A 14,776-nucleotide genomic window follows, 5' to 3' on the forward strand; every position below is an offset into this window, starting at 1 on the left:
AGATATGCAAATTAAAAGGGGGATCATTTGTGACAAAACTTGCAAGTAAAGTGGCCATTGTCACTGGAGGAAGCCGGGGAATTGGCAAAGGGATTGCAAGGAAATTGGCTGAAGAAGGTGCTAAGGTTGCTTTGCTGGATACAAATGAAAGCGCTTTAAATAAAACAGTAGAGGAATTGCGTGACAAAGGCTTTGAACTTACATCATACATAACGAATGTTGCTGATCCAGAACAGGTTGAAAGTGCTGTAAAAGAAGTCGCTTCTCAATATGGAAAGGTTGACATTCTTGTTAATAATGCAGGTATTCTCCGGAACAACTTACTGTCTGAAATGACAGATGACGATTGGGAAATAGTTATGGATGTACATTTAAAGGGTTCATTTAACTGCGCGCGTGCCGTTCAAAAGTATATGGTAGAGAACCAATTTGGACGCATCGTTAATATTTCTTCAACTAATGCATTGGGAGGTGCTGGTAAATCGAATTATTCTGCGGCAAAAGCAGGCATCCAAGGCTTAACAAAAACTTTAGCAATTGAGCTAGGGAGATACGGTATTACAGTCAACTCTGTTGCACCTGGCTTGATAAATACACAGATGTCGAAAGATTACGCCAAGAGCCTTGGTATGTCTTTTGATGACTTTGTGCATCAAAGTGCTGCCAAGATACCAGTCGGACGTATTGGTAAGCCCGTTGATATAGCACACGCAGTTGCTTTTTTTTGTGAAGAAGCATCTTCATTTATTAACGGACAAGTCATTTATGTTGCGGGCGGTCCAAAAGCATAATAAAAAAATAATAAAGGAGAGGTAAAAAATGACCAATTTTAATCAGGTTTCGCAAGTTGCGAACACAAATCAAATTCCCCAAGTAAACGGAAAAGCCTACAATCCGCTAGATTTAGAGCAGATATTAAAACCATGGCCGTGGTTAGAAGTTGCACGCAAAGAAGCACCAGTGTTCTACTTGCCCATGTTTAACGTGTGGTGTGTTTCACGATATGAAGATGTTCAAAATATTTTCAAAGATTATAAGACATTCTCAAGTAAGGGGAATGCTGAAGTCAGAGAACTTTCGCCAAACCTTCAAGTAGCATTTCCTAATGGTCACCCTTCAAAGAAATCTATTACTCGTATGGATCCCCCCGAACATACTCGGGTCCGAAAACTCTTAAGCAAAGTAATGATTCCAAGTATTATCACTAAGCTCGAACCCAAAATTCGCGAGCGGTCTAACACTTTGATAGATACTTTCATCAAGGATGGCAGCTGTAATTTCGTGACCCAATATGCCAACCGACTTCCTGTACAGGTAATTCTAGACTTTATTGGTGCTCCCGCCGAACTCGAGGACGATGTTATCCATTGGGGGAAAGATTTCTTTTACCTTGTGCAAGGTGGCCAGAAACTTAATGAAATGGAAGGTGAGATTGCCAAACGCGGTAAGCGAATAGTACAATGGATAAACGAATTCATTGAGGAGCGCCGTGTTCAAGACAAGGGTGATTTAATATCAGAACTGATTCGTGTTAAGGGTGACGACGGTGAACCTGTATTGAGTAACGAAGAAATTATCGGTATTATTAACGCATTTATCGTTGCTGGTCATGAAACGACAGCTGCTACCTTATCCCTGCTCATGCGTGAGTTAATGAGACATTCAAATCAGTTGGAATTGGTTAAAAACAATCGTTCGCTTATTCCTAATGCAGTTGAAGAGACCTTGAGGTTCTGGCCACCATTACGCGGGATGTTTCGAATGGCGAAGAAAGATACCATGATAGGTGGCGTGTCGATTCCAGAAGGAGCAAAGGTCCAACTATTAATAATTTCTGCTAATCACGATGAGACGGTTTTCGATGAGCCGGATATCTTTGATATACAAAGGAAGAACGCTAATAAAAATTTGACGTTTGGCCATGGTATTCATGCTTGTATTGGGGCAGCTCTGGCCAGACTTGAAGGACGTGTCGCACTTGAGACAATACTCGATCGTATCCCAAACATTCGCCTTGCCGAGCATCAAGAAGAGTGTTGGATGCCTCACATTATTTCCCCACGGCCTGAATCAATTTTAATTGAGTGGAACTAGTATTATCGCTGATTGTTAGTGGAGTCAGTTGGTTTATAAACCACGAAAAATGAATATTCCAATAATGATTTGCATTAACGTCCGTAGTACACCCGAGATTTGTTTAACAGCTTGGCAGAGCATAATATATATGTCTGACCCCCAATTAAGTACTGGGGATCAGACACTTCTAAAAGATAATATAGTAGAAAATTTGTCACTACCACAGTCCTTGATACTGGGGTGTTTTTTGTTTATGGAGACAAATAAAAATTTTAAAATATATTTTTTTGACCAACATCAAATGTTCCCTATCATGTAAAGGACTATATTGCATCATATGGTTTGTTGGAAAGAATATTAAAAAGGCGAAATAGTCTAAAAATTTAAAAAGTAATTTACATTTAATTTAACCATGTGTTACTATGTTATTGAGATACCGTATTAAGGTTGTATAAACCGAATATCGGTAATTTATTCAAAATCTATCAAGTTAAATAGATACGAGGTGTAATTATGAATAAAGAAGCAATTAAAGAAATACTTGCTTTAATAAGGGAAAGAAATAGTTTGGTGATACCTGAGTCCTACTCTAAAAAAATTTTTGAACATCTTGGGATGGGAATACCCAAGCAGGGATTAGCTAAATCAGAAGAGGAAGCCATTTTTTTAGCTCAAGAAATTGGTTTTCCGGTGGTATTAAAAGTTCATTCATTTGAGATTACCCATAAAAGTGATGCAAAAGGTGTTTTAGTAGGTGTAAAGACTCCAAATGAGGTAAGAGCAGGATTTAGAGAAATTATGAGCAATGCCAGTGATTATCTGGGTACCAATACAGAAATTCAAGTTTCTGTACAGCAAATGATAGAATCGGGGACAGAGATCATAATTGGAATGAAAAGGGATGAAATATTTGGACCTACCATCCTCTTTGGTCTTGGAGGAGTATGGGTAGAAGTGTTGAAGGATGTCTCCATAAGGGTGGCTCCACTAACAGAGAGAGATGTTGATGAAATGATTTCAGAGATAAAGGGTAAGCGCTTACTTGGAGAGTTTCGCGGTGCTAAAGCACGGGATCGTAAAGCCTTAAAATCATTACTTTTTCAAGTGGAAAGATTAGCCTTAGAATTCCCTGAAATTAGTGAGATAGACTTAAACCCTGTGTTCCTCCATGAAGAAGGAAAAGGTGCAATGGTTGTAGATGCTAGAATCATCCTTTCGTCTGAGAGTCTAATATCTGAAGGAGCGGTATGATATGAATTCAAAAAGAATGATGGCGATACAAAAGCTACTATATCCAAAATCAATTGCGGTGGTCGGAGCATCGAATAACACTAAAAAGACTGGCGGGAGATTGATGTCCTATATCCTAAAGCATCAATACCCCTATAATATTTATCCTGTAAATCCTAAAGAAGAAGAAATTCAAGGCAGGACATGTTATCGTTCGATACGGGATCTTCCAAAAAATATTGATTTAGCTCTCATCGTTCTTCCTGTCCATCTCATTTTTTCTGCCATGGAGGATTGTGCTGCGAGAGGAATAAAAGTGCTAACCATTTTCTCCTCCGGTTTTGCTGAATTAGGCGAGGAAGGAAAAGCGATACAAGAGAGACTTCTTACAAGGGCGAAGGAACTCGATATCCATATATGTGGTCCTAATGCAATTGGACTTGTTAATACTCATCATAAGTTTTTCGGTAGTTTTAGCATGTCGATGGAGACTCCTGAGATACCTGTTAATGGAAAAATAGCTTTTGTTAGTCAAAGTGGTGCTATTGGAGGAGGTTTGTTAAGTAGAGTTTGGACTGAAGGAACAGGAATTAGTCATTATATAAGCTCAGGTAATGAGGCTGATTTAGATTCAGCAGATTATATCGCTTTCCTAGCTGACGATCGTAATACCGAAGTGATATGTGTGTATTTGGAAGGTATAAAAGATGGTCGAAAATTTATTGAAGCACTAAAAAAAGCGTTTGAACGAGAGAAACCAGTTATTGTCTATAAGAATGGCCGAACCTCTCTTGGAAAAAAATCTGTGCAATCCCATACTGGAAGTTTAGCTGGGGATCATCAGGTTTACGAAGCAGTATTCAAGCAATATGGTGTAATTTCTGTTCAACATTTAGAAGAATTGTTTGATGTTGCTAAAGCGATCCTTACCGTTAAGGATATTAAAGGTAATAATGTCGGCGTAGTTTCTACTTCTGGAGGCTGCTGTACAATCATAGCAGATTCTTGCATTCAACAAGGACTTAATGTTCCCGCCTTTTCCTCTCAAACTCAGCTAAAGTTAACTGAAATTATACCTAACTTTGGAATTGTTCAAAATCCATTTGATACAACAGCTGATATTATTAATAATCCAAAAATGTTTCGCCAATCAATGGAAATTCTTATGGAAGCCCCAGAGATTGATTCTATTGTCTTAATGTTGACTACTGTAGGAGAGCCTATCGCTTCTATTATTGCGGAGGACATTATACATCTATCAAAAAAGAGTAGAAAAAGTTTGATTATCACATGGCTTATATCGGAAACCCTTGCTTCAAATGCCTTTCAATTATTAAGAAAAAATCAAATTCCAATATTCTCAAATCCTGAGAAGGCGGTTGATATACTGTCTTATATTACGAACTATCAAATAAATAAGAGGATTTCATTAAAAGAAAAAGAATATAACAACTAATAGATTTTTTTCTACTATAATTATCAAAATATTTAGAATAAAATATTGAAATTTTACCTCGACTGTATTATGATTTAATTATGATTTAACGATACGTATTATCGATATACGGTAATAAACCATTGTATATATGAAACAAAGAAACGTAAAAGGAGGAGTGATCATGTCAAAACTTTCTAGACGGGCAGCCATAGTTGGGGTTGCCGAGTCAGAGTTAGGGAAAGTTGGGGATAAAAATCCTCTTCAATTACAGGCACTTGCTGCAAGGGATGCATTACGTGAGGCTGGCATTGAAAAAAGTGAAGTGGAGGCAATCTTTTCTGCGGGTCCGTATGCTTATTTACAAACTATGACAATTGCAGAGTATATAGGGATTACACCAAAATATTCAGACTCTACAAGTCTTGGTGGATCTTCTTTTGAAGCCCATGTTGAGCATGCCGTTGCTGGAATATATGCAGGTTTGTTCGATGTAGCGTTGATTACATATGGGAGCAATCAACGGAGCAAAAGAGTTCGTCCAGGCAGTAGTATCGCTGTCAATCCTTTTGAAGCACCGTACGGAATGCCCTTTCCTGTAGGGGCATATGCACTAGCTGCACAAAGACATATGGAACTTTATGGAACAACTTCTGAACAATTAGCCGAAGTTGCTGTAGCGGCACGAAAATGGGCAAACTTAAATCCGAAAGCGTTTGCAAAAGGTGAATTAACAGTGGATGATGTCCTTAAATCTCCTTTAATTAGCAGTCCTTTACATGCCCTAGATTGCTGCTTATTAACAGATGGTGGAGGTGCCATCGTTATTGTTTCTGAAAGGAAAGCTAGGGAGTGCCGAACCAAACCAGTATGGGTACTTGGTACAGGTGAAACCCATACACATTTAAACATCAGTGAAATGCCAGATCTGACCATTACAGGAGCAAAAGACTCTGGTGAACGTGCATTTGCTATGGCAGGATTAAGACCTGATGAAATCGATGTTGTACAATTATATGATTCATTCACCATTACTGTCATTCTCCAATTAGAAGACTTAGGTTTCTGTGAAAAGGGAGAAGGTGGTGCTTTCGTGGAAAGCCAGCGGATAGCTCCAGGTGGAGCATTTCCGTTGAATACAAGTGGTGGAGGACTATCGTATTGTCATCCTGGCTTGTTTGGAATTTTTCTGCTCATTGAAGCCGTACGTCAACTTCGAAATGAGTGTGGGGAACGGCAAGTACCAGATGCAAGAACAGCATTATGTAATGGTATGGGCGGTGTACTTTCCTCTTCGTGTACTGTAATTCTAGGGAGGGATTAAGATGGTATTAGATGATGTCTTATATACGATTGATAGTGACACTCGTCCTTTCTGGGAAGCGACGAAACGAAGTGAATTATTAATTCAACATTGTCCTCAGTGTAATTCATACCAATTTTATCCAAGGGTTATATGTAAAAACTGTTTATCAGATGTAGAGTGGGTTGTTTCAAAAGGTAGAGGTACTGTATACAGCTTCAGTGTCGTACATAAAGCTTTTAATCCTGAGTTTAAAGAAAAGGTTCCCTATATTGTTGCACTTATTTCACTAGAAGAAGGACCTAGAATGATGACGAATCTAGTAGGTGCAGCTATTGAAGATGTGAAAATTGGCATGCCAGTTGAAGCAGATTTTAGCAAAAGCTTTGGGGAATACAATTTAGTCCAATTTAGGCAGGCTTAGGGTTGGGCTCAAGGGGAGGGGAAATTGGTTGATTAATAAAATTTATAATTCAGTTGATGATGCGGTAAAGGACATAGTTGATGGGAGCACAATTTTATTTGGTGGCTTTGGAGGCGCAGGTGTTGCCAATGAATTAATTTCTGGATTATCTAGGCAAGGTGCCAAAAACATTACAGCAGTTAGTAACAATTGTGGATATCATGAAATAGGTCTAGCAAAGTTAATAAAAGATGATAAAGTGGCTAAAATCATCTGTTCCTTTCCTTTGATGAAAGAAAGTCATATTTTCGTAGAAAAGTATAAAGAAGGAAAGATAGATTTAGAATTGGTCCCACAAGGAACCTTAGCTGAGAGAATTAGAGCTGGAGGATCAGGAATTGAAGGTTTTTATACTCCTACTGGGGCAGGGACAGAGGTTGCTATTGGTAAAGAGGTAAAGGAATTTGATGGTGTACCATGTGTACTTGAAAAGGCAATTAAGGGAGATTTTGCTCTAATCAAAGCCAAAAAGGCAGATCGTTGGGGAAACCTTGTTTTCAATAAATCTGGGCGAAATTTCAACCCCATTATGGCTATGGCTGCAAAGGTTACGATTGCAGAGGTGGATGAAATCGTTGAATTAGGAGAACTAGATCCCGAAAGTATTGTTACCCCAGGGATTTTTGTTCAGCGTGTGGTTGTAAAGGGGGGCTTGTAGTGGAAAAAAGATTGTTAACGAGAGATCAAATAGCTGAGCGAATCGCACAGGATCTACATGAAGGAGATGTAGTCAATTTAGGAATTGGCATACCAGTGTTGGTCAGCAATTATGTATCTAACGATTCTGAAATTATTTATCAAAGTGAGCAAGGGGTTCTTGGTATGGGTTCAATAGCACCACCAGGGGAAGAAGACCCTGACCTGGTAAATGCTTCAAAACTCCCCGTTACACTCGTTCCTGGAGGAAGTTTCTCTCACCATGCTGATTCCTTTGCTATGCTTCGTGGCAAACATATTGATGTGGCGGTTATGGGAGGAATGCAAGTATCAGAAAAAGGAGATTTGGCAAATTGGAAAGTAAAGGGGGCTCAGCTGGGAAGTATTGGTGGCGCAATGGACATTGCATTAGGCAGCAAAAAGCTTTATATAGCGATGACCCATACAAGTAAGAATGGTGAATTTAAAATCGTGAAAGAGCTAGACTATCCAGTGACCGCATTGCGCTGCGTAGATCGCATTTATACTGATATGTCAATCATTGACGTTACCGCTGAAGGTTTAGTCCTGCAGGAAATTGCTCCAGGGTACTCAATTGAAGAAGTACAACAAGTTACGGAACCTAGATTAATTATTTCTAAGAATTTAAAGGAAATTACTATTTAAGATGGGATCTAGGAAACTTTAGTTAAAATAGTCAGAATTATTATATTTTTATAAAAACAAGGGGGAGAATTAGTGAAAACGAAAAAATTTGCTCTTTTATTCAGTGTTATTTTAGCTTTACTCTTCATTTTTACTGGGTGCGGTTCCAACAAAAATACAGCAGGAAATGAATCAGAGAACAAAAGTGGTAAAGAAGAAAAAACGTATACATTCAAAGTTGCCACTGCAAGCGCAGAGCCTGATCAAGACTCACAATTGATCTATAAAGGATTTCAGGATAAAGTAACGGAATTAACGAATGGCAAAGTTAAATTTGAATGGTACCCGGCACAACAGTTAGGCAGTATTGGTGATTACATTGATATGGCTTCTAGTGGAGCAGTAGATATTGCAATGTTTGCTGTAAGCGTTTTTCCAAATGAAATGCCTCTAGGAAACTCAGTTACTGGTATTCCAGGTATCTACGAAAATGCTCGTGAAGGATCGATTGCCTATCATAATCTTACCCAAAAAAGTCCAATGCTAGAAACAGACTTCTTAAGTCACGGTGTTCGTCCATTAGTGGCAATTACAACAGCTCCATATAATGTGTACACAAAAAATATCAAAATCAAAACTCCAGATGATTTAAAAGGTGTAAAGCTGCGTACAAGTGGAGGCTTACATGCTGAAATGGTTCAGTTTATTGGGGGGATCCCTGTAGCCATTCCTTCTGCAGATATGTATGAAGCTTATGAAAAAGGAGCAGTAGATGGTCTTCATGGTTTTGCTTCATCTGATACTTCTGGGGGTTACAGAGAAGTAAGTAATTATGGTACTCGTAATCTTGCTTTCTCCGGAGGAACAACTGGTTTAATGATGAATGCAAAGAAATATGATGAGCTTCCAGATGATATTAAAAAGGCATTTAAAGAGGCTGGAGATTATATTGCTGCAAATGGTTCTGACGCCTATGAAAAAGATGTTAAGGCGAGAGAAGAACGTTGGATTAAAAATGGCGATGTTGACCTTTATGAGCCTACAAAAAGTGAAAAAGAGCAATGGAAAAAATATTATGACGACTTCACTAAATATTTCTTAGAAAAGAAAAATAACAAGGATTTAAATAAAGTGATCGAAATGTTTAAAGAAGAAGTGGAAAAAGTACGAAAAAGCTAATCTAAATTTCTACTTTTTTGTAAGGGTTTTCTTACAAGAGAAGGTCAAATACTAATGAAAAAATTTAGAAGAAAGGGTTGATTACTATGAGTAGTAGTACTCAAAAAAAGACAAGTAACACCAAATTTGAGGACATGATCGAGGAATTACGTAAAACCAACCGGCAAATTAATCCAGTATTAAATGACCCAGAAGATTTCGTCATTGAACCGAATGGAAAACCAGGCTCTTTAGATGCAAAATCGCCTAAACGATTAAAGGAGCTATATCCAGGTATTGAACATTATCGTAGAATCCGATCTGAACTTTACTACAGTAAAGAAGTGATGGAGCTTGAATGGGAAAAACTTTGGAAAAAAACATGGATTTTGGCCGGGCGGGCATCTGATTGTGCTGAGGCAGGGGACTGGTTTAAGTTTGACTTTGGCAGAGAGTCTTTTTTGATTGTCCGTAGTGACAAGGATAGGATAAATGCATTCTATAACGTTTGTAAACATAGAGGAAACCAGCTTGTTCATGAAGAATCTGGTAAGGGAACGAAGAGTTTCATCTGCAGCTATCATTCCTGGATGTGGAAATGTGATGGAGAAATTGCCCGGGTAACCGACCGAAACACATTTGCACCAGAATTGTTATGTGATGATCTAAATTTATCTCAAGTACATGTTCATGTTTGGGGCGGCTTTATCTTTATTAATATGGCTAAAAATCCAGTGCCATTTGAAGAGTATTTTGATCCAGCATTAATGCGTACCCTAGATGCTTATCAGTTTGAAGATTGGCATATCGTCAAAGATGTTAAGGTAGCAGTACCTGCTAACTGGAAAACCAATCTAGACGCCTTTGCAGAAATGTACCATCTGCATCAAACGCATCCTCAAGGTGTATTAGCAACGGATGACCACTTTGGCCAATATGATTTTTACAAAAATGGCCATAGCCGAATGATTGTTCCTAGAGGGATGGTAAGTAAGCGTCAAGAAGACCATGAAACCATTAATGATGCTCTAAAAAGTTTAATGACAGATTCAGGTGTTGATCCAGCAACTTTTCAAGGAAAAGCCGATGATGTAAGGGAAGCTTGTAAGAAGGCAAAGCGTCAAGGGTTAAGTCCTTTTGGAAGGGATTACACACGTCTTTCCGACAGTCAAATTATTGATACCTGGAGTTGTTCATTGTTTCCAAATTTAAACTTAAATATTAATGCTGAGGTAGCACTTATTCAACGATTTATTCCGCATGAATCAGATCCAGATCAATCTGTTTATCACATAACGATTTTATGCGCAAAAATCAATACAGAGAAGAAACGGCCTTTCTGGTTGGAGTTTACGTATGGCGTGGATCCGTCACAAGATATAAGCGGAAAGTTCCGTCCAGAAACAAGACATACCACGATAGAAAACTCAGAAGTAGGACTTTTATTGGATCAGGATCTGCAACAAATTGGTCAGGTGCACAAAGGGATTAAATCTAACGGTCTTGGTGGTGTAATGCGTTTAAGTGAACAAGAGCGGCGAATTCAGCAATTCCACGCAGAATACGATTTATATTTAAGAGACCAAAAGTGATGAGTTTTTCCTCATCAAACTACTTAATAATATACGCAATAGATGTAAGGAGGAAAAAGAAATGGTAAAGGCAAAAGGGGAAGAAACCATCCTAACACAAGAAAAAGCCAAATGGATTTTTCAAAAAATGGTCGAAATTCGTAAGTTTGAAGAGACTGTCACAAGAGGAACTAGAAACGGTCAACTGGGTCCGTTTGCGCATACTTCGGATGGTCAGGAAGCAGTCGCTGTTGGAACATGTGCTCATTTGAGTGATGCTGATTATATAACCAGTACTCACCGCGGTCATGGCCACTGTATCGCTAAAGGTGGGAATTTAAATGAGTTAATGGCTGAAATGGCCGGGAAATCAACAGGCTGCGACAAAGGAAAAGGAGGGTCTCTCCACCTAGCTGATTTCGACAAAGGTATTGTAGGAGCCAATGGTGTTGTAGGCGGTGGAATTCCAATTGCCTGTGGAGCAGCACTTACAGCTCAAATTACAAAAAGTAATGCGGTGGCTGTTGCGTTTTTCGGGGATGGAGCAGCTAATAATGGTGCATTCCATGAATCTCTTAATTTAGCAGCTATTTGGAAGTTACCAATTGTATTTATTTGTGAGAATAATAAATACGGTGAGTACACCGCCCATAGATATGCAAGTGCAGTGGAAAAAATTTCAGATCGGGCGTCAAGTTATAATATTCCTGGTATTACTATTGATGGGAATGATGTCATTGAGGTATATGATACCGTTGGAGCTGCAGTTGAAAGGGCACGAAACGGTGAAGGTCCAACGCTAATTGAATGTGATACGTACCGAATTCAAGGTCACGGTATTTCTGACCCACAGACGTATAAAACGGAAGAAGAGAAAAATCTTCACTTAACCGATGAAGAGTGTATTAAGAAATTTAAATCCTACCTTCATAAGCACCAGATCGTAACCGAGGAGGAGTTACAAAAGATTGAACAATCGGTATCGGAGGAAGTAGAGGCTGCACTTCAGTTTGCAATCGATAGTCCTTTTCCAGAACCCGAAGACCTTTATACCGATGTCTATGTATCTTACAAATAAGAAAAGATCTAGAAGGAGTTGGAGAGATGACTAGACAATTGACTACTGTTCTAGCACTAAATGAAGCAATTAAGTTGGCGATGAGAGCTGATGAAAGAGTTATCATAATCGGGGAAGATGTGGCTGGCGGTGCCAAAGTTCCCCATTTAGAGGAACAAAATCTAGAAGCGGTTGGCGGACCATTTCGTGTAACCAAAGGATGTGCGATTGAATTTGGCAGGGAACGTGTAAGGGATACTCCAATTTCTGAAAATGGTTTCATTGGTACTGCTGTCGGTGCAGCCGTAACGGGCTTACGTCCAATTGCTGAGCTGATGTTTAATGATTTTCTGGGATATGCTCTAGACGCTGTCATGAACCAAGCGGCAAAATTCCGTTATATGTACGGTGGGAAAATGGGAGTGCCAATGGTTCTTCGCATGCCATATGGCGCAGGGTATGGTGCTGGATCTCAGCATTCTCAAACATTGTATTCGATGGTAACGAGCATTCCAGGACTTAAAGTGGTTGTTCCTTCGAATCCATATGATGCAAAAGGATTGCTTCTTGCTTCAGTTGAAGATGATGACCCGGTTGTCTTTTTCGAAAGCATTCCTGTTTATGGGATGAAGGGAGAAGTACCTGAAGAATACTATACAATCCCTCTCGGCAAAGCAGATATCAAACGAGCTGGCAGCGATGTAACGATTGTAGCAATTGGAAACATGGTAAACAAAGCTCTTGAGGCAGCTGAGCAGTTGTCCAATTTAGGAATTGAAGCTGAAGTCGTTGACCCAAGGACCCTTTCTCCACTTGATGAAGACACCATTCTTGCATCTGTAGAGAAAACAAGCCGATTGGTGGTTGTGGATGAGTCCAACCCGCGCTGTAGTGCTGCAGCAGATATTGCCGCAATTGTACAACAAAAAGCCTTCGACTATCTAGATGCGCCAATCATGCGTGTCAATGCACCACATACACCGGTTCCTTTTTCTAAGCCACTTGAGACTCTGTATGTACCTGGTCCGAAACAAATTATCGAGGCCGTTGCTGAGGTTGTTGGCGATAAATCAATCGTCTCCGTTTTATAAGAAGGGTGGTTTTTCCACCTTTCTATAAACTCATTTGTATATTGAAAACGTTTACTTTTACTAAGTAAGCTAATTGAAAGGTGGATAATTTATGGGCGTGATAAATAGATGGCTCGATAAATTGGATAATTTTTTTGGTTATATATCAGCTGCAGTCCTATTCATTATGATGATATGGATTTTTGTCGATGTAATTTTGAGAACAGCATTTCACTCCCCAATTACAGGAACACTTGAACTTACCGGAGAATATTTAATGCCAATTATTGTTTACTTTGCCATTAGTTATACCCAAAAACATAAAGGTCATGTGAATGTTGATTTATTAGAACAAAAGTTTTCGAAAAATTTTAAAATCATTACTCGTATCTTTTCTAATTTATGTGCTTTATTCATTTATCTCCTTTTAGGAATAAACAATTTTCAACAAGCATTAGAAAGTTTTGCAACGGACACTAGAAGTTCAAGTTTGCTAAATTATCCATTAGGTCCAGCTTTAGTCATTATCTCAATAGGGATACTATTATTTACCCTTAGGATTCTAGTTGATTCCATTAATATTATGAGTGGCAAAACGGATTCACAGGAAAATGAATTATCGCAAGAATCAAGTACATTAGCAAACTAATAAAAGAGGTGATGAAAAATGGTTGCGCTATGTGTAGCAATATTAATAGTGCTTATATTGCTTGGGATGCCGATAGGATTTGTGCTCCTCATTACTGGATCTATCGGTTTATATTTTTCTTCTGGGTATGACATCCTTCAGAGTTATCTTTCAACCACCGCTTATCGAAGCGTCAATAATTTTACATTTAGTGCAATCCCCTTATTTATCTTAATGGCCCATTTTATTTCAAAAAGTAAAATTGCAGATGACTTATTTGATACTGTCTTAAAATGGTTTGGACATTTTCCTGGAGGCGCTGGAGTGACCACCATATTTGCTAGTGCCGGGTTTGGAGCATTATCAGGTTCCAGCTTAGCTGCAACTTCCGTAATGTCCCAAATTGCCGTTCCAAAAATGATTCAATCTCGTTATTCAGATTCATTTGCTTCTGGCTTAGTAGCAACTGCTACAGGAACATTAGCCGTAATGATTCCTCCTAGCATTCCATTGGTACTATATGGAATTCAAACAGAAACCTCAATTGGGAAACTCCTGATGGCTGGAATTATGCCAGGTATAATGCTTGCTTTACTGTTATGTGTCACGGTTGTCATCGTAGGGATTAAACAGAGAAGCGTGACTGAGAAATATCCATGGAAAGAACGGTTTAGTTCCTTAAAATCCGTATGGCCAGCAGTCATCTTAGTATTATTTGTTATCGGGATCATTTATTTCGGAATCGCAACGCCAACGGAATCGGCTGCTTTTGGTGCAGCAGGTGCCCTTGTTATCGGATTAATTATGAGAAGACTTAATTATAAAGATATCCTTGACTCCTTGCTGGCAACAATCAAACAAACAGGTATGATCTTTATGATTATTATTGGTTCAGTAATTTTTTCTTATTATATAACTCTTTCTAGAATTGGAAATGATCTACTTGAAATTATTAATGGAAGTGGCCTGCCTGCATTGGCAGTCTTATTGCTTGTGATTCTATTATATTTAATTCTCGGTTTGTTTATGGATTTATTAGCTTCTATGTTAATTACGCTGCCAATCGTTTTCCCGTTGATAACAAGCCTTGGCTATGATCCTATCTGGTTCGGTATTATTGTTGTATTAGTTCTAGAGATTGGTTTGGTTACACCGCCAGTTGGTATTAACTTATATATTACCAGTCAACATACAGGCATACCTGCACAAAAAGTGTTTGTAGGGTCAATTCCTTTTATCGGCGTGTTGCTATTGAGTATTTTGCTTTTAATTCTATTCCCACAAATTGCATTATTTTTACCATCGTTGATGTAGAGGAAGTTATTACCCAGTTTTGAAAAACTGGGTAATAACATTGTCCAAAAGCCCAAATCACTATTTTCATATAATCTTTCTTTAGTTTAGGTATGATGTAAAAAAACAAGCGAGAGGAGACATTTCATTCTGTATGGTAATGACAAAAGATTTATGCGTAATATTATCA

The 14,776-nt window shown here is 38.6% G+C and carries 14 protein-coding genes; all 14 read left to right on the forward strand.

The features are described from left to right. Positions 1–29: 29 nt before the first annotated feature. The 14 genes from ACN6MT_RS17225 to ACN6MT_RS17290 all read left to right on the forward strand — a co-directional run bounded on the left by ACN6MT_RS17225 (position 30) and on the right by ACN6MT_RS17290 (position 14,607). Positions 30–791, forward strand: a complete 762-nt coding sequence (locus ACN6MT_RS17225) for an SDR family NAD(P)-dependent oxidoreductase (RefSeq protein ID WP_419887223.1) — start codon at positions 30–32, stop codon at positions 789–791. Positions 792–819: 28 nt separating this feature from the next. Further along, complete coding sequence (locus tag ACN6MT_RS17230; protein ID WP_419887224.1) at positions 820–2,094, forward strand: cytochrome P450; 1,275 nt, start codon at positions 820–822, stop codon at positions 2,092–2,094. A 495-nt stretch (positions 2,095–2,589) separates the two neighbouring features. Continuing rightward, positions 2,590–3,327: an acetate--CoA ligase family protein gene (locus ACN6MT_RS17235; RefSeq protein WP_419887225.1), complete on the forward strand. Its 738-nt coding sequence runs from the start codon at positions 2,590–2,592 to the stop codon at positions 3,325–3,327. Position 3,328: 1 nt separating this feature from the next. Continuing rightward, on the forward strand, positions 3,329–4,762 hold the full coding sequence (locus ACN6MT_RS17240) for an acetate--CoA ligase family protein (RefSeq protein WP_419887226.1): 1,434 nt from the start codon (positions 3,329–3,331) through the stop codon (positions 4,760–4,762). Between the two features lie 163 nt (positions 4,763–4,925). Further along, positions 4,926–6,065: an acetyl-CoA acetyltransferase gene (locus tag ACN6MT_RS17245; RefSeq protein WP_419887227.1), complete on the forward strand. Its 1,140-nt coding sequence runs from the start codon at positions 4,926–4,928 to the stop codon at positions 6,063–6,065. A 1-nt stretch (position 6,066) separates the two neighbouring features. Then, positions 6,067–6,468: a Zn-ribbon domain-containing OB-fold protein gene (locus tag ACN6MT_RS17250; protein WP_419887228.1), complete on the forward strand. Its 402-nt coding sequence runs from the start codon at positions 6,067–6,069 to the stop codon at positions 6,466–6,468. A 28-nt stretch (positions 6,469–6,496) separates the two neighbouring features. After that, on the forward strand, positions 6,497–7,165 hold the full coding sequence (locus tag ACN6MT_RS17255) for a 3-oxoacid CoA-transferase subunit A (protein WP_419887229.1): 669 nt from the start codon (positions 6,497–6,499) through the stop codon (positions 7,163–7,165). Next, positions 7,165–7,830, forward strand: coding sequence for a 3-oxoacid CoA-transferase subunit B (locus tag ACN6MT_RS17260; protein ID WP_419887230.1), 666 nt, complete (start codon positions 7,165–7,167; stop codon positions 7,828–7,830). The genes ACN6MT_RS17255 and ACN6MT_RS17260 overlap by 1 nt, the downstream gene beginning before the upstream one ends. A gap of 72 nt (positions 7,831–7,902) precedes the next feature. Next, positions 7,903–8,988, forward strand: a complete 1,086-nt coding sequence (gene dctP / locus ACN6MT_RS17265) for a TRAP transporter substrate-binding protein DctP (RefSeq protein WP_419887231.1) — start codon at positions 7,903–7,905, stop codon at positions 8,986–8,988. Positions 8,989–9,074: 86 nt separating this feature from the next. Beyond that, positions 9,075–10,559 carry an aromatic ring-hydroxylating oxygenase subunit alpha gene (locus ACN6MT_RS17270; protein WP_419887232.1) on the forward strand — a complete coding sequence of 495 codons (1,485 nt, stop codon included), beginning with the start codon at positions 9,075–9,077 and terminating at the stop codon, positions 10,557–10,559. Between the two features lie 61 nt (positions 10,560–10,620). Then, positions 10,621–11,616 carry a thiamine pyrophosphate-dependent dehydrogenase E1 component subunit alpha gene (locus ACN6MT_RS17275; protein WP_419887233.1) on the forward strand — a complete coding sequence of 332 codons (996 nt, stop codon included), beginning with the start codon at positions 10,621–10,623 and terminating at the stop codon, positions 11,614–11,616. 26 nt (positions 11,617–11,642) lie between these two features. Continuing rightward, positions 11,643–12,686, forward strand: coding sequence for an alpha-ketoacid dehydrogenase subunit beta (locus ACN6MT_RS17280; protein ID WP_419887234.1), 1,044 nt, complete (start codon positions 11,643–11,645; stop codon positions 12,684–12,686). 91 nt (positions 12,687–12,777) lie between these two features. Further along, positions 12,778–13,314 (forward strand): TRAP transporter small permease, encoded by a 537-nt coding sequence (locus ACN6MT_RS17285; RefSeq protein ID WP_419887235.1) that lies wholly within the window; start codon positions 12,778–12,780, stop codon positions 13,312–13,314. 18 nt (positions 13,315–13,332) lie between these two features. Beyond that, positions 13,333–14,607 (forward strand): TRAP transporter large permease, encoded by a 1,275-nt coding sequence (locus ACN6MT_RS17290; protein ID WP_419887236.1) that lies wholly within the window; start codon positions 13,333–13,335, stop codon positions 14,605–14,607. The last annotated feature ends 169 nt before the right edge of the window (positions 14,608–14,776 follow it).

This window comes from Neobacillus niacini (genome assembly GCF_048572935.1).
Lineage (GTDB): Bacteria > Bacillota > Bacilli > Bacillales > Cytobacillaceae > Neobacillus > Neobacillus niacini.

Bases quoted from the DNA above. Each gene is read 5' to 3' on its own strand.
- ACN6MT_RS17230 (WP_419887224.1), top strand. From the start codon at position 820: ATGACCAATTTTAATCAGGTTTCGCAAGTTGCGAACACAAATCAAATT.
- ACN6MT_RS17235 (WP_419887225.1), top strand. From the start codon at position 2,590: ATGAATAAAGAAGCAATTAAAGAAATACTTGCTTTAATAAGGGAAAGA.
- ACN6MT_RS17240 (WP_419887226.1), top strand. From the start codon at position 3,329: ATGAATTCAAAAAGAATGATGGCGATACAAAAGCTACTATATCCAAAA.
- ACN6MT_RS17245 (WP_419887227.1), top strand. From the start codon at position 4,926: ATGTCAAAACTTTCTAGACGGGCAGCCATAGTTGGGGTTGCCGAGTCA.
- ACN6MT_RS17250 (WP_419887228.1), top strand. From the start codon at position 6,067: ATGGTATTAGATGATGTCTTATATACGATTGATAGTGACACTCGTCCT.
- ACN6MT_RS17270 (WP_419887232.1), top strand. From the start codon at position 9,075: ATGAGTAGTAGTACTCAAAAAAAGACAAGTAACACCAAATTTGAGGAC.
- ACN6MT_RS17275 (WP_419887233.1), top strand. From the start codon at position 10,621: ATGGTAAAGGCAAAAGGGGAAGAAACCATCCTAACACAAGAAAAAGCC.
- ACN6MT_RS17280 (WP_419887234.1), top strand. From the start codon at position 11,643: ATGACTAGACAATTGACTACTGTTCTAGCACTAAATGAAGCAATTAAG.
- ACN6MT_RS17285 (WP_419887235.1), top strand. From the start codon at position 12,778: ATGGGCGTGATAAATAGATGGCTCGATAAATTGGATAATTTTTTTGGT.
- ACN6MT_RS17290 (WP_419887236.1), top strand. From the start codon at position 13,333: ATGGTTGCGCTATGTGTAGCAATATTAATAGTGCTTATATTGCTTGGG.